This window comes from Pseudomonas sp. LABIM340, assembly GCF_040017195.2.
GTDB lineage: Bacteria > Pseudomonadota > Gammaproteobacteria > Pseudomonadales > Pseudomonadaceae > Pseudomonas.
Genome location: NZ_CM200227.1, coordinates 6,539,042 through 6,557,038 on the forward strand (window position 1 = coordinate 6,539,042; position 17,997 = coordinate 6,557,038).

A 17,997-nucleotide genomic window follows, 5' to 3' on the forward strand; every position below is an offset into this window, starting at 1 on the left:
TGATGGCAATTGGCTGCGTGCCCGCCCAACTTTCGTCGGGAAGACGCCGGACAGCGGGCGGGTTTGCCGGGGAAAACCGCCCGTCGGTAGAATGCCGCCCCATGAACGATGACATCTCCTACCTGCTCAACTCCCTCAATGACCCGCAGCGCCAGGCCGTGGCCGCGCCGCTGGGGCGCCAGCGCGTGCTCGCTGGCGCCGGGTCCGGCAAGACCCGCGTGCTGGTGCACCGTATCGCCTGGCTGATCCAGGTCGAGAACGCCTCTCCGCACAGCATCCTGGCCGTGACCTTCACCAACAAGGCCGCCGCCGAGATGCGCGCGCGGATCGAGCAGTTGCTGGGGATCAACCCGGCCGGCATGTGGGTCGGCACCTTCCACGGCCTGGCGCACCGCCTGCTGCGCGCGCACTGGCAGGAAGCCGGGTTGCCGGAGAACTTCCAGATTCTCGACAGCGACGACCAGCTGCGCCTGGTCAAGCGCGTGGTGCGCGAGCTGGGCCTCGACGAGCAGCGCTGGCCGCCGCGCCAGGCGCAGTGGTTCATCAACGGCCAGAAGGACGAGGGCAATCGCCCGCAGAACATCCAGGCCGGCGGCGACCTGTACCTGGCGACCATGGTCAGCGTCTACCAGGCCTACGAAGAGGCCTGCGCCCGCGCCGGCGTCGTCGACTTCGCCGAGCTGCTGCTGCGCTCGCTGGACCTCTGGCGCGACCGCCCGAGCCTGCTGGAGCACTACCAGCGGCGCTTCCGCCACATCCTGGTGGACGAGTTCCAGGACACCAACGCCGTGCAGTACGCCTGGCTGCGCTTCCTCGGCAAGGGCGGCGAGAGCCTGATGGTGGTGGGCGACGACGACCAGTCGATCTACGGCTGGCGCGGCGCGAAGATCGAGAACATCCAGCAGTTCGGCGATGACTTCGCCGGCACCGAGGACATCCGCCTGGAGCAGAACTACCGCTCCACCGGCACCATCCTCAAGGCCGCCAACGCGCTGATCGCCAACAACAGCGGGCGCCTGGGCAAGGAATTGTGGACCGACGGCGTCGACGGCGACCCGATCACCCTGTATTCCGGCTTCAACGAGCATGACGAGGCGCGCTACATCGTCGAGACCATCGCGGACGCCCTGCGCAAGGACGGCCTCAAGCGCAGCGACATCGCCATCCTCTACCGCTCCAACGCCCAGTCCCGCGTGCTGGAAGAGGCGCTGCTGCGCGAGAAGATTCCCTACCGCATCTACGGCGGCCAGCGCTTCTTCGAGCGCGCCGAGATCAAGAACGCCCTGGCCTACCTGCGCCTGATCCGCCTGCGCGACGACGACGCCGCGCTGGAGCGGGTGATCAACGTGCCGCCGCGCGGTATCGGCGAGAAGACCGTCGAGGCGATCCGCAACGCCGCACGCCACAACGGCACCTCGATGTGGCGCGCGATCAACGACGTGATCGCCGCCAAGGCCGTGGCCGGCCGAGCCGCCAGTGCGCTCAACGTGTTCCTGGAAACCGTCGACCTGCTGGCGGTGAAGGTCGAGGGCCTGCCGCTGCACCAGATGACCCAGATCGTCATCGAGCAGTCCGGCCTGATCACCTACCACAAGGAAGAGAAGGGCGAGAAAGGTCAGGCCCGGGTGGAAAACCTGGAAGAACTGGTCAGCGCCGCCCGCGCCTTCGAGACCCCGGACGACGAGGACACCCCGCCGCTGGTGGCCTTCCTCGACCACACCGCGCTGGAGTCCGGCGACACCCAGGCCGACGCCTTCGAGGACAGCGTGCAGCTGATGACGCTGCACAGCGCCAAAGGCCTGGAGTTCCCGCTGGTGTTCCTCGCCGGCGTGGAAGAAGGCCTGTTCCCGCACAAGATGAGCCTGGAAGAACCCGGTCGCCTGGAAGAAGAACGCCGCCTGGCCTACGTCGGCATCACCCGCGCCATGCACCGTCTGGTCATGACCTACGCGGAAACCCGCCGCCTGTACGGCAGCGAGACCTACAACAAGGTCTCGCGCTTCGTCCGCGAAATCCCGCCGAGCCTGATCCAGGAAGTGCGCCTGTCCAACTCGGTGAGTCGCCCGCTGTCGGGCAACCAGCGCAGCGGCAACCTGTTCAGCGGCGCCAGCGTGCCGGACACCCCGTTCAGTCTCGGCCAGTCCGTACGCCACCCGCTGTTCGGCGACGGCGTGATCCTCAACTTCGAAGGCTCCGGCGCCCAGGCACGGGTGCAGGTGAACTTCGACAGCGAGGGCAGCAAGTGGCTGATGATGGGTTACGCGAAGCTGGAAGCGATCTGATCACGGCCAATTTGTAGGAGCGGGCCATGCCCGCGATCGCGCCCATGGGGCGCTCCTACAGGGAATGGCGAGGCCTCAGTGATGCCCGCCGCCGTTCTGCTCGAAGGTCTCGATCAGCGCCACCTGCATCCGCGAATGCACGCGGATGAACCAGCGCCAGAACACCGCGATCACCAATCCTGCGATCAGCGCCACCACCACCAGCAGCTCGCCCGGCGGCAGGATGCTCGAACTGAGCGCCGCCAGCAGCAGCATCATGCCGCCCAGCGACAGCAGCGGGATCAGCTCGGAAATCACCCGACGCACGCGGGCCGTGTGGCGCCCGGCGCTCTCCGCCTTCACGCCCATCTCCGCCAGCAGCATCGCCAGCGCCTTGAGCTTGCGGTAGGCGGCGATCAGGAACGGCAGTGACAGCAGCAACGCGGCGCCCCAGATCAGCGCCTTGTGCAGCGCCTCGTGCTCGACGAACTGCGCCAGCCACTGCGACAGGCGATCGGCGAAGAACGCCAGGCCGAAGAAGATCGCGATCACCAGGGTCAGGTTGACTCCGACCTGCAGCAGGATGCGGCGGATCATCCCGGCGAGGATCGCCTTGTCCCCGCGCGGCTTGATGCTGCGCAGCCACTCACCGTACAGGCTGAACACGCGCACCATGGGCGATGGCAGGCTGCGGCCCAGGTACAGCGCCAGCGGGTCAGCCGAGCGGATCAGGTAGGGCGTCAGCAGCGTGGTGATGGCCGACACGCCGACCACCACCGGATAGAGGAAGTCACTGGTCACGCCCAGGCTCATGCCCAGCGCAGCGATGATGAAGGAGAACTCGCCGATCTGCGAAAGGCCCATGCCCACGCGCATCGAGGTGCGCCCGTCGTTACCGGCGATGAAGGCGCCAGCGCCGCAGGAGACCAGCTTGCCGGCGACCACCACCAGGGTGATCACCAGGATCGGCGCGGCGTAGTCCACCAGTACCTTGGGGTCGATGGTCAGGCCGATGGCGACGAAGAAGATCGCGCTGAACATGTCGCGCACCGGCTCCATCAGCCGTTCGATCTGGATCAGCTGGCGCGACTCGGCCATGATCGCGCCGATCAGGAAGGCGCCCAGGATCATGCTGTACTCCAGCTTCACCACCAGCAGGCAGAAGCCGAAGCACAGGCCCAGCACCGTCACCAGCAGCATCTCGTTGCTTTCGAACTTCGCCACGTAGGCCAGCAGGCGCGGCACCAGCAGGATGCCGACGACCAGCGCGACGACCATGAACAGGCTGAGCTTGCCGACCGTGGAGAACACCTGGTCCGCCTCCACCGTGCCGCTCACGGCGATGCCGGAGAACAGCGCGATGATGCCGATGCCGAGGATATCCTCGATGATCAGCACGCCAAAGATCAGCTGGGCGAAGCGCTCGTTCTTCATCTTCAGGTCGCCCAGGACCTTGATGATGATGGTGGTGGAGGACATCGCCAGGATCGCGCCGAGGAACAGCGAATCCATGGTGCTCCAGTCGAACAGGCGGCCGATCTCGAAGCCGGCCCAGATCATCAGGGTGATTTCCAGGAACGCGGCGATGAACGCCGTGGCGCCGACCTGGAACAGCTTGCGCAGGGAAAACTCGAGCCCCAGGCAGAACATCAGGAAGATCACCCCCAGCTCGGCGAGGGTCTTGATGGTTTCCTCGTCGTGCACCAGGGCGAACGGCGGGGTGTGCGGGCCGATGATCACCCCGGCGATGATGTAGCCCAGCACCACCGGCTGCTTGAAGCGGTGGCAGAGGATGGTGACGAAACCGGCGATCAGCATGATCACCGCGAGGTCCTGGATGAAGTCGATGGCATGCATGGTCGGCGGTCCTCGCGGCGGGCTGGTCAGGGGGATCGCGCGGCTGACGGCCTCGCTCAGCGAAGCCTACCATCCGAGTCCTCCGACAGGCGGCTCTGAAAGAATCAGTAACAGACTGATTTGGAAAGGGATTCATCAGGCCCCATATCAGGGGGCGAGCCCACGCAGGGCAACAGCACGAAACAAAATCCGGCTGGCCCTCACGGGCACCCACCGGCAACATGACGTGCGTCGTATACCAACCAAGAGAATGACAACCATGAAGCGCTTTCTCAGCCTTGCCATGGCCTTCTGTGTCGCCGTGACGCTCAGCCTCGACGTCAACGCCGCCAAGCGTTTCGGTGGTGGCAAGAGCATGGGCTCGGCGCCAAGCCACCAGACTCGCCAGGCGCAACCCAATGCCGCCCCGAATTCCCCGACTGCCGCAGGTCCTGCCGCGACCGGTGCCGCCGCTGGCGCTGCCGGCGCCGCTGCCAAGAGCGGCGCTTCGCGCTGGCTCGGCCCGCTGGCCGGCCTCGCCGCCGGTGGCCTGCTCGCCTCCATGTTCATGGGCGACGGCTTCCAGGGCATGCAGTTCCTCGACATCCTGATCATCGCGTTGATCGCGTTCATCGCCTTCCGCTTCATCGCCTCCCGTCGCCGCCAGCAGCAGGGCAATCAGCCCGCCATGGCCGGTGGACATGCGCCGATGCAGCGTGAAATGCCGGCCGCCCCACCGTCGATCTTCGGTGGTGCGTCCCGTCCGGTGATGGACAGCCGCCCGGTGATCAACGCGCCGAGCTGGTTCGACGAGACCCGTTTCGTCGCCGCCGCCCGCGAGCACTTCATGTCCCTGCAACAGCACTGGGACGCCAACGAGATGGACAAGATCGCCGAGTTCGTCACCCCGCAGATGCTGCAGTTCCTCAAGCAGGAGCGCGCTGACCTGGGCGAGGGCTACCAGTCCACCTACATCGACAACCTCGACGTGCAGCTCGAAGGCGTGGACGACCAGGCCGAGAAGACCATCGCCACCCTGACCTTCAGCGGCGTGTCGAAGTCCTCGCGCTTCGACCAGGGCGAGCCCTTCAGCGAAAGCTGGCGCATGGAGCGCCCGCAGGGCGAGAACCAGCCCTGGCTGGTGGCGGGCATCCGTCAGAACTGATCCTGCGCGCAACACTGAAAAAGCCCGGCAATCGCCGGGCTTTTTCGTTTCCGTCGTTCGCTCCGTCGATGCGCCACCCCGGTCCCCGCGGGCCCGCCGCTCGTCCGGACGACGCCGACACAGTGGTCTTGCGCGGATGGCCGGCTACTACTGTATAAAGCGCGCCATTCGTCGAATTCAAAGAGGCCCCACCTGTGGAAGATGTGATCGAGAAACTGCGTGAAGCGAACGAGCCGGTTCCGGTACCGCTGGAACTGCCCGACGAAGAACTGCTGGTGGAAATCGAAGAAGCCCTGCTGATCGGCATTCCGTCGGAATTCCGTGAGTTCCTCCTGCTGGTCAGCGACGTGATCTACGGGCGCCTGGAGCCGGTCACCGTGGCCGATCCGCAGTCCCACACCTACCTGCCGGAAGTGGCCGCCGTGGCCTGGGCCAGTGGCCTGCCGCGCGAGCTGATTCCGCTCTGCGCCGATGGTGACGACTACTACGCGGTCGCCGAGGACGGCGAGGTGATTCTCTGGGCCGACGGCGAGCTCACCGAGGAAACCTGGGACTCCGTCTGGACCTGGGCACGCGACGTATGGCTGGATACTTGAAGCCCGGTGTCGGAATTTCCTGAAACTTCCATGGTCACACAGGCAACCCAGCGTACCTCCAGCCCTTGCTGCCCGGGCGGGTACGATGCCCCGTGGAGAAACTATGAAGTTGAAAGCCTTGTTCACCTGCCTGTTGCTGCTCGGCCTCGCCGGATGCGCCGACAAGGCCGTGGTGACGCTGCAGGACGGCAGCGAAATCCTGGTGAAGGATCACTCCGACTACGACAAATACAATGACTACTACGAATTCGAACAGCTCAACGGCGAGACGATCCTGATCAAGAAGGACAACGTCCGCTTCATCAAGACCCCGTGAAGGGCGCCCTAGCGCGCCCCGAGCCTTCCCCCGCTTTCCAGCTCAAGCAGGTTGAGCAGGTACTGGCCGCAGTAGCCCAGGTCCTGTTCGATGGCTTTGCGCGCGCCTGCGCCATCGCCACGCTCCAGCGCCTGCAGGGCATCTTCGTGGAAGTCGTTCAGGCGCAGCGACAGGTCGGCCTCGGTGAACAGCCGGTTGAAGAAGGGCCCGACCTGCAGCCACAGCGCCTCGATCATGCGCAGCAGCGTGGGATTGCCGCAGGCACGGTAGAGCGTCAGGTGGAACCGGCTGTTGGCCTCCAGGTAGCCGTGGACGTCGCGGGCATTCAGCGCAATTTCCATGCGCTCGGTGCAATCGCGCAGTACAGCCATGTCGGCGGGCTTCAGGTGCCTGGCCGCGTCTTCCACCGCCAGTCCCTCCAGGGATTGCCGTACCTGCAGGATCTGCAGGTAGCGCTCGCGGGTCATCACCGGCACCCGTAGCGAGCGCTGCGGCTCGCCCTCCAGCGCACCCTCGGCCACCAGCCGTTGCAGGGCGGCGCGCACCGGCATCGGGCTGGTGCCCCACTCATCGGCCAGGTCGCGGATCTTGAGCCGCTCGCCGGGCTGGAAGCGCCCGCTCAGCAAGGCCTGGCGCAGGTTCTGGTACAGCTGTTCCTGAAGGTTGTCGGCCATCGTGATTCACTCCCGGCCGGCCGGCGGCGCCGGCAGTTGGGCGAAGGTCAGGCTGCAATCGTGCTTCATCTTGCTTATCCCTTGTTCTCGATCAGACAGTTGCCGCCATCCACCACCAGCACTTCGCCGGTGATGTAGCTGGCTTCGGGCGAGGCCAGGAAGGCGATGGCGGCCGCCACCTCCTCCGGTCGCCCGGAACGGCCGAGCGGCGTGCGCCGTCCGGCCTGGATTTCTTCCTCGCTGCTGGAGCCGGTGGCGATCCAGCCCGGCGCCACGCTGTTCACCGTCACCCCGCGACGCGCCACTTCCAGCGCCAGCCCCATGCTCATGCCGAGCATCCCGGCCTTGGCTGCGCTGTAGGCGGACTCGCCTGGGTTGCTGGCGCGCACGCCGGTAGTGGAGCTGACATTGACGATGCGCCCGTAGCCGCGCTCCAGCATCCCCGGCAGCAGCGCGCGAGTGAGCAGGAAGGCGCTGGTCAGGTTGCGCGCCAGCGACAGGTTCCACGTCGCCAGGTCCATCGCCGCCAGTTCGGCGAAGGGCTCCGGGCTGCCCTGCATGGCCATGCCGGCGTTGTTCACCAGCACGTCTACGCTTCCCCATTGCCCCTGCGCCCATTCAGCCAGGGCGCGGACGTCGCTCTCGCAGGTCAGGTCGGCGGGCAGCGCGCGGGCTTCGAAGCCTTCGGCGCACAGCTCCTGCGCTCGCAACAGAACGCGCTCGCTGCTGGCGGTGAGCAGCAGCTTCACGCCGTTGCGGGCCAGCCGGCGGGCACTGGCGAAGCCGATGCCGGACTCGCTGCCAGCGCCGCTGACCAGGGCGACCTGGCCGGCCCAGGCGGACTCATTCGTGACATCTTTCATGGGTATCTTCTTGTTCTGTGATCACAGAATTCGTTACAGGGCAGATTATCAGGCAGTCGACGCGCTGTATTGACATTTTTGTGATCACAAATGGAAGATGTGCGAAATAACAAACGAGGTGTGCAACATGACCGCCAGCGGAATCGCCCAACAGGCCGTGGATCTCTTCACCGCCCGCGAGCGCCAGCGCTTCCTGGAACAGAATCCCAAGTCCGTCGCCCTTGCCGAGCGTGCGCACAAGTCGCTGTACGCTGGTGTGCCGATGCACTGGATGGCTGACTGGTCCACGCCCTGCCCGCTGTTCGTCGAACGCGCCCAGGGCGCCCGCTTCTACGACGTGGACGGCCATGACTACGTGGACTTCTGCCTGGGCGACACCGGCAGCATGTTCGGCCATTCGCCGGCACCGATCGCCCGCGCGCTCGCCGAGCAAGGCGCACGCGGCCTGACCACCATGCTCCCCGGCGAAGACGCTGTGGTCTGCGGTGAACTGCTCGCCGCGCGCTTCGGCCTGCCCTACTGGCAGGTGACCGCCACCGCCACCGACTCCAACCGCTATGTGCTGCGCTGGGCCCGCGCGGTGACCAGGCGCAAGACCCTGCTGGTGTTCGACGGCTGCTACCACGGCACCGTCGACGACGTGATGGTGCGCTACCGCGACGGCGAGACCGTGCACCGCTCCGGCCTGGTCGGCCAGGCCTACGACCTGACCCAGCACAGCCGCTCCATCCCCTTCAACGACGTCGAGGCGCTGGAAGCCGCGCTGGCCCAGGGCGACGTCTGCGCCCTGCTGTGCGAGCCCGCGATGACCAACATCGGCATGGTCCTGCCTGATCCGGGCTTCATGCAGAAGTGCCGCGAGCTGACCCGCCAGTACGGTTCGCTGCTGATCATCGACGAAACCCACACCATCTCCACCAATATCGGTGGCTGCACGAAGTTGTGGAACCTCGACCCGGACTTCTTCGTTGTCGGCAAGCCGATCGCCGGCGGCGTGCCCTGCGGCATCTTCGGTTGCAGCGCGGAGATGGCCGAACGCATGGCCGCCTCGCGCAAGAGTGCCCAGGAAGACAGCCATGGCCACGGCCACAGCGGCATGGGCACCACGCTCTCGGCCAACGCCCTGGCCATGCACTGCATGCGCGCCAACCTGGAACAGGTGATGACGCAGGCGGCCTATGACCACATGCTGCCGCTGGCCAAGCGCCTGGCCGACGGTTTCCGCCGCCTGATCGCCCAGCACGAGCTGAAGTGGTCGGTGACCGAACTGGGCGCACGCAGCGAGTTCCAGTTCTGCCCCGTCTCCCCGCGCACCGGCGCCGAGGCCGAAGCCGCCTTCCACGACGAGCTGCAGATGGCCTTGCACCTGTACCTGATCAACCGCGGCATCCTGATCACGCCGTTCCACAACATGACCCTGTGCTGCCCGGACACCACCGCCGAAGACGTGGATCGCCTGATCGAGACCCTCGATTCCGGCATCACCGAGCTGCTGGCGATTCCCGGCGCGCGCGAGGCCTGATCGCCTGCCACCTGCAGGAGCGAACGTGGTTCGCTCCTGCCAAAAGAACAATCCGGCGCCGAGCGCCACCGAGGACCACCATGCAATTCGCCGATCGACAGGAAGCCGAAGCCTTCCTCGCCGCCCACCCGGACGTGCGCAGCATCGAACTGTTCATCATCGATTCCAACGGCATCCCGCGCGGCAAGCTGCTGCACCGTGACGAGCTGCTGGCGATCTACGACAACGGCCGCCCGCTGCCCAGCTCGATCCTCGCGCTGACCGTGCAGGGCGAGGACGTCGAAGGTACCGGGCTGGTCTGGGAAGTGGCCGACGCCGACTGCTGGACCTACCCGCTGCCCGGCAGCCTGACCCTGCAACCCTGGCGCGCCAGCCCCACCGGCCAGCTGCAGGTGAGCATGCACCCGACCCAGGGCCTGCCCGCCACCCCGGCCGACCCGCGCCAGGCGCTGTCCCGCGTGGTCGACCGGCTGAAGGCCGACGGCTTGCACCCGGTGATGGCGGTGGAGCTGGAGTTCTACCTGCTGGACAAGCAGCGCGACGCCAACGGCCGTCCGCAGCCGGCGGTGCAGATGAACGGCATCCGCCCGGAAGCGCCGCAGGTCTATGGCGTCTACGAACTGGAACAGCTGCAGCCGTTCCTCGACGACCTCTACGCCGCGTGCGAAGTCCAGGGCCTGCCGGTGCGCACGGCAATCTCCGAGTACGCGCCGGGCCAGGTCGAGCTGACCCTGGAACACCGCTTCGACGTCATGCAGGCCATCGATGAAGGCGTGCGCTACAAGCGCCTGGTGAAGGGTGTGGCGAACAAGCACGGGCTGCAGGCCTGCTTCATGGCCAAGCCGTTCGGCGACCGCGCCGGCTCCGGCATGCACCTGCACGTCAGCCTCGCCGACGAACAGGGCAACAACCTCTATGCCAGCGAAGACATTCACGGCACCGAACTGCTGCGCCACTCCATCGGCGGCATGATGGCGCGCCTGCTGGATTCCCTGGCGATCTTCTGCCCCAACGCCAACTCCTTCCGCCGCTTCCAGGCCAACAGCTATGCGCCGCTGGCCAAGAGCTGGGGCGTGAACAACCGCACCGTATCGTTCCGCGTGCCCGGCGGCCCGGCCAAGAGCCGGCACATCGAGCACCGTATCTGCGGCGCCGACGCCAACCCGTACCTGGCGGCGGCGGCGATCCTCGCGGCCATCCACGAAGGCATCCGCGAGCAGATCGATCCGGGCGCACCCATCGTCGGCAATGGCTACGAGCAGGCCACCGAGTTCCTCCCCACCGACTGGCTCACCGCGCTGCGCGCACTGGAAGCCTCCACCTGGGCCCGCGAGGCGCTGGGAGAGGAATTCCTCAAGGTGTTCCTGGCGATCAAGTGGGAGGAGTACCGCCAGTTCATGGGCGAAGTCGGCGAGCAGGACTGGCGCTGGTATCTGCATCACGCGTGATCGCAGGCGTATGGGCAGACAACCCTGCACGACCGAGCTGCTTTTGTAGGAGCGAGCTTGCTCGCGAAGGCGCGCGCGTCAGAGCTTGTTCGCGAGCAAGCTCGCTCCTACAGGTCAGCCGGCGCGCGGGGGAGTTGCCCACCTCCGCCAACCGCACAGTTCGCCACGCCCCACTGACACACGACAGCCTTACGAAAAATTTACCCTGTCAGACTGAAGAATCTGGTCTTTTCTTGGTCTGTAATTGCACGGGGCGCAGACGCGCCCCGTGGTCAAAGCGGCGCCGCCGGTACTGCCTGCCGGCCGCCGTCCTCTCTCAGGCAGGGAGAACCCGTAGACAATGAGCACTCCTGTCGTACTGATCACCGGCGCTGCCGGTGGCCTCGGAAAAGCCATCGCCAAACGTTTCGCCCAAAGCCACTGGCGCATCGCCGCAACCGACGTGGACAAGGCCGGCCTGCATGCGCTCAACGCCCAGGTCCCGCTGGACGCCACCGCCGTCGGCGACCTGCGACGCGCCGACAACTGCCACAGCCTGGTGTCCGACATCCTCGCCCGCACCGGCCGCCTCGACGCCCTGGTGAACGCCGCCGGCGTCTGGCGCGAAGGCCCGGTGGAAGACTTCAACGAAGACGACTTCGACCTGGTGATGGGCGTGAACCTCAAGGCCGCCTTCTACATGTGCCAGGCGGCGACGCCGTACCTCAAGGAAAACCACGGCTGCATCGTCAACATCTCCAGCGACTCCGGCCGCCAGGCCTATCGCGGCTCCGCGGCGTACTGCGCGAGCAAGGCGGCGCTGACCATGCTCACCCGTACCCTGGCGCTGGAACTGGCCGAGTCCGGCGTGCGGGTCAACGCCATCTCCCCGGCCGACATCGCCACACCGATGCTCGACTACCAGGCCGAACGCTATGGCCAGGGCAACCCCGACAGCTACAAGCGCGCCCTGCTGAAGGATTATCCACAGGGCAAGGCGTCGCGCTTCATCCGCCCCGAGGAAGTCGCCGAGCTGGTCTGGTACCTGTGCAAGCCGGAATCCGAAGCCATCACCGGCGCCGACCTGGCCATCGACTTCGGCCTCTCCGCCGGGCGCTGAGCCGGCAGGTAAACGAACGGGCGGCCTTGGGTCGCCCGTTTTCGTTTCGGGCGTTGATCGAACGACAGAAAGGCCATTGGTAAATGGCCCACTGGTGCCGGGCGCCAATCGGCGGTATAGAAAAAACTGTGTCGCCTGCCGCGCTTTGGTTGTCCAGAGTTAGGCCCTTTCCTTTTCCCAAGACAATTCCGAAGAGAATTCCATGGAACCTGGCAACCACCAGCTCAGCATGACCGTCCTGATGACCCCCGACATGGCCAACTTCTCCGGCAATGTCCACGGAGGCACCCTGCTCAAGTACCTCGACGAAGTCGCCTACGCCTGCGCCAGCCGCTACGCCGGCTATTACGTGGTGACCCTGTCGGTGGACCAGGTGATCTTCCGTCAGCCGATCCACGTCGGCGAACTGGTCACCTTCCTCGCCTCGGTGAACTACACCGGCCGTACCTCCATGGAGATCGGCGTGAAAGTGGTCACCGAGAACATCCGCGAGAAATCCGTGCGCCACACCAACAGCTGCTTCTTCACCATGGTGGCGCTGGACGACGACCGCAAGACCATCGAGGTGCCGCAACTGGTGCCGCAGACCAAGGACGAGAAACGTCGTTTCGCCCAGGCCCAGCAGCGTCGGCAGATTCGCCAGGAGCTGGAACAGCGCTACAAAGAGCTTCGCGACGAATGACGGACGTTCGCGACATTTCCTGAAAAGAAATGTCGCGTGCCGTGGAAATTCCTCAATGCGTCAACAGGTTACCCTTGCGTGAAAGCAAGGTAGGAATCGATTACTACGCCTAGACTTTTCATACGCGGGTTTGCCCCCGTGACCCACCGTCGAGCGACCCGGTGCTGATGCGCAGTCCGGTCGCTCCCTGAGTGCCCGGAGCCCAGACCATGCATCACACCCCACTACTGACCACCCTCGCCGTCGGCTTCGTGCTGGCCTTCGTCCTCGGCGCCCTGGCCAACCGCCTGCGCATTTCGCCGCTGGTGGGCTACCTGCTCGCCGGCGTGCTGGCCGGCCCCTTCACCCCCGGTTATGTCGCCGACCAGGCGCTGTCCACGGAGATCGCCGAACTGGGCGTGATCCTGCTGATGTTCGGCGTCGGCCTGCATTTCTCGCTGAAAGACCTGCTGTCGGTCAAAGCCATCGCCATCCCCGGCGCAGTGGTGCAGATCGGCGTCGCCACCCTGCTCGGCCTGGGCCTGGCCTGGATGATGGGCTGGAACTTCGGCGGCGGGCTGGTCTTCGGCCTCGCCCTGTCGGTGGCCAGTACCGTCGTGCTGCTGCGGGCGCTGGAGCAGCGCCAGCTGATCGACACCAAGCGCGGGCGCATCGCCATCGGCTGGCTGATCGTCGAAGACCTCGCCATGGTCCTCACCCTGGTCCTGCTGCCGGCGCTGGCCGGCTCGCTGGGCGGTACCTCCGACGGTGGTGACGGCGGCCTGCTGATGCCGATCCTGCTGACCCTGGGCAAGGTCGCCGCTTTCGTCGCGGTGATGATCCTTGGCGGCCGCCGCTTCGTACCCTGGGTACTGGAGCGCGTGGCCAAGACCGGCTCGCGGGAACTCTTCACCCTGGCCGTGCTGGCCATCGCCCTGGGCATCGCCTATGGCTCGGCGGTGATCTTCGGCGTGTCCTTCGCCCTGGGCGCCTTCTTCGCCGGGATGATCCTCAACGAGTCCGAGCTGAGCCACGAGGCCGCCGAGAACTCGCTGCCGCTGCGCGACGCCTTCGCCGTGCTGTTCTTCGTCTCCGTCGGCATGCTGTTCAACCCGGCGATCCTGATCCACGAGCCGCTGCCGGTGCTGGCGACCTTCCTGGTCATCGTCTTCGGCAAGTCGGTGGCGGCCTACGTCATCGTGCGGATGTTCGGCCACCCCAACAGCACCGCACTGACCATCGCCGCGAGCCTGGCGCAGATCGGCGAGTTCTCCTTCATCCTGGTCGGCCTCGGCGTGACCCTTAACCTGCTGCCCGAAGCCGGCCGCGACCTGGTGCTGGCCGGCGCGATCCTGTCGATCCTGGTCAACCCGCTGCTGTTCATCGCCATCGACCGCCTGCAGGCACGCCAGGAGCAGAAGGCCGAAGCCGAGCCGGGTGTAGTCCAGGTGGAGGCGCCGGACCTGCCGCCACCGGTGCTGGAGCAGAACCACGCGATCCTCATCGGCCACGGCCGGGTTGGCGCGCTGGTCAGCGAGCGACTGCGCAAGGACAGAATTCCGGTGGTGGTCATCGAGGACAAGCGCGAGAAAGCCGCCGAGCTGCGCGAGCACGGCCTCTGCGTGGTGGTCGGCAACGCCGCCAATCCCGATGTCCTGACCCAGGCCAACATCACCTCGGCGCGCTGGCTGCTGATCGCCATCCCCAACGGCTTCGAGGCCGGGACGATTTCCAGCCACGCGCGGGCGATCAACCCGAACCTGGACATCATCGCCCGCGCCCACTTCGACGCCGAGGTGGACTACCTGGAGCAGAACGGTGCCAGCCTGGTGATCATGGGCGAGCGGGAAATCGCCCGTGGCATGGTCGAGCGGGTCGAACGCGAGGGCGCCACGCCGGCGGCCAGCGACGACCACCTGCCGCAGTCGGCCTGACGCCATGTTGCGCCGGCTCTACGACTGGACCATGCGCCTGGCGGGGCATCCGCGGGCGGAGCTGGCACTGGGCGGAGTGACCTTCGCCGAGAGTTCGTTCTTTCCCATCCCGCCGGACGCGCTGCTGGTGCCCATGGTCCTGGCCAACCGGGCCAAGGCCTGGCGCTACGCGGCAATCTGCATCGTCAGCTCGGTGCTGGGCGGCATCGCCGGCTACTTCATCGGCCTGCTGCTGTTCGAGACGGTGGGGCAGGCAATCCTCGGCTTCTACGGCCTGCAGGAGAACTTCGCCGAGGTCGCCGAGCGCTACAACGAACTCGGCTGGCTGATGGTGCTGCTGGGCGGCGGCTTCACCCCGCTGCCCTACAAGCTGATCACCCTGACCAGTGGGGTCACCCAGCTGGACCTGGTGCTGTTCATCGCCCTCAGCGTGGTGGCGCGCACCCTGCGCTTCGCCGCCACCTGCGCCCTGCTGTTCTGGGCCGGCCCGGCGCTACGCGAGGCCATCGAAAAACGCCTCGGGCTGGCGTTCGGCCTGCTCACGGCGATGGTGGTGGGTGGGTTGCTGCTGGGCAAGTACATGCTCTGACACCGAGCCCCCTGTAGGAGCGGGCCATGCCCGCGATCGCGCGCATGGCGCGCTCCTACAAGTTCCGGCGCGCGAGCTGGCCCTCACCCCAGCCCTCTCCCACGGGGAGAGGGGGCCGTTCGGTGTGCTATGGATATTTCAGAGTCAGCCGGCTGAGCTTCGACGTGCCCACCCGCTCAGGACAGTCCCTTCTCCCTCCGGGAGAGGGTTAGGGTGAGGGGAACGCCCAATGCCGGACTCCCCCAAAGCACCCCGCCCGAATCACCCCAGCTTCACCGCCTCGAACTTCACCCGCGGATGGGCAATGCGGTCCTGGGCACGCACCAGTTCCAGTTCGTAGCTGCCGCAGGCCTGGGTTTCCAGCAGCACTTCATGGACAGCGGCGGCGCAGAACTCGAAGGCAGTGCGCAGGTCATCGCCCAGCAGCAGGCGGGCGAGGAACAGCCCGGAGGTCAGGTCGCCCACGCCCACCGGTTGGCGCGGGAAGGCCAGCAGCGGGCGGCGCAGGTGCCAGATCTCGTCCAGGGTCACCAGCAGCATCTCGAAAGCGTCCGCCGGCTTGCCCGGGTAATTCAGGTGCTTCACCAGGACCGCCTTCGGGCCGCGCACCAGCAGGCCGCGGGCCATCGCCGCGCAGTCTTCCAGGGAGGTCGGCTGGCGGTCGCAGAAGCTGTCCAGTTCCAGCTGGTTCGGGCACAGGTAGTCGGCCACGGCGGCGGCCTCGTTGAGCAGGAACTCGCCGACTTCCGGGGCAACGATGCAGCCCTTCTCCGGATGGCCCATCACCGGGTCGCACAGGTACACCGCACGCGGGTTCACCTCGCGGATGCGGCGCACCACTTCGAGGATCGAACGGCCCTGCGCCGCACTGCCCAGGTAGCCCGAGAGCACCGCGTCGCAGTTGCCCAGCTCGCCGATGGCGGCGATGCCATCCACCAGCGCGGGAATCTGCTCCGGCGGCAGCACCTGCCCCGTCCAGTGGCCATACTGGGTATGGTTGGAGAACTGCACGGTGTTCAGCGGCCAGACGTTCACCCCGACGCGGCGCATGGGGAACTCGGCAGCACTGTTGCCGGCGTGGCCGAAGACGACGTGGGACTGGATGGCGAGAACGTGGGGAGTGCGCGGCATAACGGTGTCCTGCTACAGAATGGGGCAGTATGGGGCGCAATTCACACGCTGTGAACATCCGCCCCTCGCCGCCCGACGGCGGAGTGAGTAAGCTGGTGCGCCGATTCCGAGGAAGCTGAAGTGGACCTGGGCAATCTTTTCATCTTCATGCTGGTTGTCGCGGGCGCCGCCTGGTGGTGGCGCGCCCATGGCATCCGCGAGCGTGCGCTGGCGCTGGCCAAGCAGCACTGCGCGCGCGAGGGCGTGGAGCTGCTCGATGAGGCCATGGCCCTGCAGCGTTTCCGCTTCCAGCGCGACGGCCGGGGTAACCTGCGCCTGGCCCGCGAATACGCCTTCGAGTTCACCGCCACCGGGCAGGAGCGCTACGCCGGCCGCATCGCCATGTTCGGCCAGCACTTGGGCCGCATCGAGCTGGCGCCCTTCCGCATGGAACCCGAACCGCGCATGCCGGTATCGCCGGTCGCCACCTTCCACCCGGCCGCCGCGCCGGTCGATGAGGAAATCGTCGACGCCGTGTTCGACGACACCCCGCCGCCGCCACGCCCCAAGGCCGAAGTCGTGCGCCTGGACGAATGGCGCCGCGCGCACCACGACAAGAAGGTCGGCGACTAGAGCTGAGCGCGGATCTTCCGCCAGTCCTCGTCCACCGCCGCCGTCATCGCCTTGCGCAACAACCGGCAGCGCCCGCGATGCCAGAGTGAAGTTCGCCGCCGCTGGTTGCGCCGGCAGTGCTCGAACAGCCAGTCCGGATCGAAACCGTCCCAGACGCCCGCCGTCACCCAGGTGTTGGCCCAGACCACCGGCGCCACTTCCAGGCGGTAAATGGCCTCCAGCTCGTCCATGCTGAACCCGCTGATCGACAGAGTGCCCGCAATGGCGGCACGCCCGTCATCATCCAGCTCGGTGTCCAGCCACAGCTCGGACAGCGCCAGCCAGACGGACTCGCGGGCCGGGTCGTTCATTCGTGGCCCAGCAGGAAGCGCGATACGCGCTCGGCGCTGTCTTCGGGGAATTCCTGCATGAAGCAGTGGCCGCCGTCGACGCACTGGCCACTCACCACCGTGTTCGCCGCACACCAGCGCGCCACCGACTTGGGCACGAAAGGATAGGTGCGCTCGCCGAACAGCACCTGGGTCGGCGTCACCACCTTGGTCAGCGATGGCCAAAGGCGCTTGGGGAAGGAGCTGAAGATTTCCGCCTCGCGGCTGGGCCGGCATTTCAGCTCGACGCCTGCCTCGGTGCGCTTCATCGCGTTCTCCACGTAGGCCCAGAGCGCTTCGTCGGTCCAGCCCTTGAAGATGCCGCGGCCGTGCAGGCCGGCGTAGGCCGCCTCGAGGTCCGGCCACTGGCTGCGCCGCGAGCGCGCCTTCTGCACCATGGTGCGGCGCTTGTGCAGGCCGAGCACTTCGGAGAGCGCCATCACGCCGATCATCGCCGGGGTGAACAGCACCGGGTCGAGCAACACGGCGCGGCGGAACAATTCGGGATGACGGCCGAGGATCAGGCTGGTGAGCACGCCGCCAAAGCTGTGCCCGGCGGCGTAATGCGGCACCTCGCCGAACACTTTGCTGCCGGCCTGGAAGGCTTCCACCGCCATCTCGGCGTTGCGGTTCCAGCCGTGGAAGCGTCCGCCGTGGTCACTGTCGCCATGGCCCTGCACGTCGCACAGCCAGAGGTCGAAATCCTCCGCCAGGACTTTCAGCATCGGCTCGTAGGCGCGGCCGCAGAAGCCGTTGCCATGCAGGAAGTGCAGCAGCGGCTTGCCTCTGGGCTCGCTGCGCCAGCCGCGCAGGGTGAAACCGGCGGACCCTTCGTGGGTCCAGGACGACAACTGCATCGAAGCTCTCCATCGGGATGCCGGCAGTGTAGCGAGGCGGCGGGGCGCCGGACCAGCTCGCGGCC

17 protein-coding genes are annotated in these 17,997 nt (G+C 66.6%); 11 read left to right on the top strand and 6 right to left on the bottom strand.

Features of this window, described 5'->3' with window-relative positions; translation table 11 throughout:
* Window positions 1-101: 101 nt before the first annotated feature.
* The gene (gene uvrD / locus ABKS89_RS30090; RefSeq protein ID WP_348588846.1) at window positions 102-2,282 is read left to right on the top strand and encodes a DNA helicase II; all 2,181 of its coding nucleotides are present in this window, start codon (window positions 102-104) and stop codon (window positions 2,280-2,282) included.
* Window positions 2,283-2,357: 75 nt separating this feature from the next.
* On the opposite strand, the gene ABKS89_RS30095 is transcribed toward uvrD, so the two are convergent.
* Window positions 2,358-4,118, bottom strand: coding sequence for a cation:proton antiporter (locus ABKS89_RS30095; RefSeq protein WP_138213588.1), 1,761 nt, complete (start codon window positions 4,116-4,118; stop codon window positions 2,358-2,360).
* A 259-nt stretch (window positions 4,119-4,377) separates the two neighbouring features.
* Between ABKS89_RS30095 and ABKS89_RS30100 the strand changes: the two genes are divergently transcribed.
* The 3 genes from ABKS89_RS30100 to ABKS89_RS30110 all read left to right on the top strand — a co-directional run bounded on the left by ABKS89_RS30100 (window position 4,378) and on the right by ABKS89_RS30110 (window position 6,174).
* On the top strand, window positions 4,378-5,262 hold the full coding sequence (locus tag ABKS89_RS30100) for a Tim44 domain-containing protein (RefSeq protein WP_138213587.1): 885 nt from the start codon (window positions 4,378-4,380) through the stop codon (window positions 5,260-5,262).
* A 194-nt stretch (window positions 5,263-5,456) separates the two neighbouring features.
* The gene (locus ABKS89_RS30105) at window positions 5,457-5,858 is read left to right on the top strand and encodes an SMI1/KNR4 family protein (RefSeq protein WP_081519074.1); all 402 of its coding nucleotides are present in this window, start codon (window positions 5,457-5,459) and stop codon (window positions 5,856-5,858) included.
* Between the two features lie 103 nt (window positions 5,859-5,961).
* The gene (locus ABKS89_RS30110) at window positions 5,962-6,174 is read left to right on the top strand and encodes a YgdI/YgdR family lipoprotein (RefSeq protein WP_017521498.1); all 213 of its coding nucleotides are present in this window, start codon (window positions 5,962-5,964) and stop codon (window positions 6,172-6,174) included.
* Between the two features lie 8 nt (window positions 6,175-6,182).
* Here the strand turns inward: ABKS89_RS30110 and ABKS89_RS30115 are convergent, their stop codons facing one another.
* Window positions 6,183-6,848 (bottom strand): GntR family transcriptional regulator, encoded by a 666-nt coding sequence (locus ABKS89_RS30115; RefSeq protein WP_348588845.1) that lies wholly within the window; start codon window positions 6,846-6,848, stop codon window positions 6,183-6,185.
* 74 nt (window positions 6,849-6,922) lie between these two features.
* On the bottom strand, window positions 6,923-7,711 hold the full coding sequence (locus tag ABKS89_RS30120) for an SDR family NAD(P)-dependent oxidoreductase (protein WP_348588844.1): 789 nt from the start codon (window positions 7,709-7,711) through the stop codon (window positions 6,923-6,925).
* A 127-nt stretch (window positions 7,712-7,838) separates the two neighbouring features.
* Between ABKS89_RS30120 and ABKS89_RS30125 the strand changes: the two genes are divergently transcribed.
* From ABKS89_RS30125 to ABKS89_RS30150, 6 genes are all read left to right on the top strand, one after another.
* Window positions 7,839-9,233: an aspartate aminotransferase family protein gene (locus ABKS89_RS30125; RefSeq protein ID WP_348588843.1), complete on the top strand. Its 1,395-nt coding sequence runs from the start codon at window positions 7,839-7,841 to the stop codon at window positions 9,231-9,233.
* An 80-nt stretch (window positions 9,234-9,313) separates the two neighbouring features.
* Complete coding sequence (locus ABKS89_RS30130) at window positions 9,314-10,681, top strand: glutamine synthetase family protein (RefSeq protein ID WP_138213583.1); 1,368 nt, start codon at window positions 9,314-9,316, stop codon at window positions 10,679-10,681.
* Window positions 10,682-11,021: 340 nt separating this feature from the next.
* Window positions 11,022-11,780, top strand: a complete 759-nt coding sequence (locus ABKS89_RS30135) for an SDR family NAD(P)-dependent oxidoreductase (protein WP_045213936.1) — start codon at window positions 11,022-11,024, stop codon at window positions 11,778-11,780.
* A gap of 202 nt (window positions 11,781-11,982) precedes the next feature.
* Window positions 11,983-12,462 (top strand): acyl-CoA thioesterase, encoded by a 480-nt coding sequence (locus ABKS89_RS30140; protein ID WP_138213582.1) that lies wholly within the window; start codon window positions 11,983-11,985, stop codon window positions 12,460-12,462.
* Between the two features lie 209 nt (window positions 12,463-12,671).
* A complete protein-coding gene (ybaL, locus tag ABKS89_RS30145; protein ID WP_138213581.1) occupies window positions 12,672-14,375 on the top strand; it encodes a YbaL family putative K(+) efflux transporter in 1,704 nt (567 codons plus the stop codon).
* A gap of 4 nt (window positions 14,376-14,379) precedes the next feature.
* Window positions 14,380-14,964: a YqaA family protein gene (locus ABKS89_RS30150; protein ID WP_138213580.1), complete on the top strand. Its 585-nt coding sequence runs from the start codon at window positions 14,380-14,382 to the stop codon at window positions 14,962-14,964.
* Between the two features lie 261 nt (window positions 14,965-15,225).
* Here the strand turns inward: ABKS89_RS30150 and pdxY are convergent, their stop codons facing one another.
* A complete protein-coding gene (gene pdxY / locus ABKS89_RS30155) occupies window positions 15,226-16,095 on the bottom strand; it encodes a pyridoxal kinase PdxY (protein ID WP_348588841.1) in 870 nt (289 codons plus the stop codon).
* A 120-nt stretch (window positions 16,096-16,215) separates the two neighbouring features.
* Here pdxY and ABKS89_RS30160 point away from each other — a divergent pair, with 120 nt between their 5' ends.
* A complete protein-coding gene (locus tag ABKS89_RS30160; RefSeq protein ID WP_138213578.1) occupies window positions 16,216-16,707 on the top strand; it encodes a DUF3301 domain-containing protein in 492 nt (163 codons plus the stop codon).
* Here the strand turns inward: ABKS89_RS30160 and ABKS89_RS30165 are convergent.
* Both ABKS89_RS30165 and ABKS89_RS30170 read right to left on the bottom strand, forming a co-directional pair.
* Window positions 16,704-17,057, bottom strand: coding sequence for a DUF7079 family protein (locus ABKS89_RS30165; protein ID WP_348588839.1), 354 nt, complete (start codon window positions 17,055-17,057; stop codon window positions 16,704-16,706). The genes ABKS89_RS30160 and ABKS89_RS30165 overlap by 4 nt on opposite strands.
* Window positions 17,054-17,932 (bottom strand): alpha/beta fold hydrolase, encoded by an 879-nt coding sequence (locus ABKS89_RS30170; RefSeq protein WP_348588838.1) that lies wholly within the window; start codon window positions 17,930-17,932, stop codon window positions 17,054-17,056. The genes ABKS89_RS30165 and ABKS89_RS30170 overlap by 4 nt, the downstream gene beginning before the upstream one ends.
* Between the last annotated feature and the right edge of the window lie 65 nt (window positions 17,933-17,997).

Bases quoted from the DNA above. Each gene is read 5' to 3' on its own strand.
- uvrD (WP_348588846.1), top strand. From the start codon at position 102: ATGAACGATGACATCTCCTACCTGCTCAACTCCCTCAATGACCCGCAG.
- ABKS89_RS30095 (WP_138213588.1), bottom strand. From the start codon at position 4,118: ATGCATGCCATCGACTTCATCCAGGACCTCGCGGTGATCATGCTGATC.
- ABKS89_RS30100 (WP_138213587.1), top strand. From the start codon at position 4,378: ATGAAGCGCTTTCTCAGCCTTGCCATGGCCTTCTGTGTCGCCGTGACG.
- ABKS89_RS30110 (WP_017521498.1), top strand. From the start codon at position 5,962: ATGAAGTTGAAAGCCTTGTTCACCTGCCTGTTGCTGCTCGGCCTCGCC.
- ABKS89_RS30115 (WP_348588845.1), bottom strand. From the start codon at position 6,848: ATGGCCGACAACCTTCAGGAACAGCTGTACCAGAACCTGCGCCAGGCC.
- ABKS89_RS30120 (WP_348588844.1), bottom strand. From the start codon at position 7,711: ATGAAAGATGTCACGAATGAGTCCGCCTGGGCCGGCCAGGTCGCCCTG.
- ABKS89_RS30125 (WP_348588843.1), top strand. From the start codon at position 7,839: ATGACCGCCAGCGGAATCGCCCAACAGGCCGTGGATCTCTTCACCGCC.
- ABKS89_RS30130 (WP_138213583.1), top strand. From the start codon at position 9,314: ATGCAATTCGCCGATCGACAGGAAGCCGAAGCCTTCCTCGCCGCCCAC.
- ABKS89_RS30135 (WP_045213936.1), top strand. From the start codon at position 11,022: ATGAGCACTCCTGTCGTACTGATCACCGGCGCTGCCGGTGGCCTCGGA.
- ABKS89_RS30140 (WP_138213582.1), top strand. From the start codon at position 11,983: ATGGAACCTGGCAACCACCAGCTCAGCATGACCGTCCTGATGACCCCC.
- ybaL (WP_138213581.1), top strand. From the start codon at position 12,672: ATGCATCACACCCCACTACTGACCACCCTCGCCGTCGGCTTCGTGCTG.
- ABKS89_RS30150 (WP_138213580.1), top strand. From the start codon at position 14,380: ATGTTGCGCCGGCTCTACGACTGGACCATGCGCCTGGCGGGGCATCCG.
- pdxY (WP_348588841.1), bottom strand. From the start codon at position 16,095: ATGCCGCGCACTCCCCACGTTCTCGCCATCCAGTCCCACGTCGTCTTC.
- ABKS89_RS30165 (WP_348588839.1), bottom strand. From the start codon at position 17,057: ATGAACGACCCGGCCCGCGAGTCCGTCTGGCTGGCGCTGTCCGAGCTG.
- ABKS89_RS30170 (WP_348588838.1), bottom strand. From the start codon at position 17,932: ATGCAGTTGTCGTCCTGGACCCACGAAGGGTCCGCCGGTTTCACCCTG.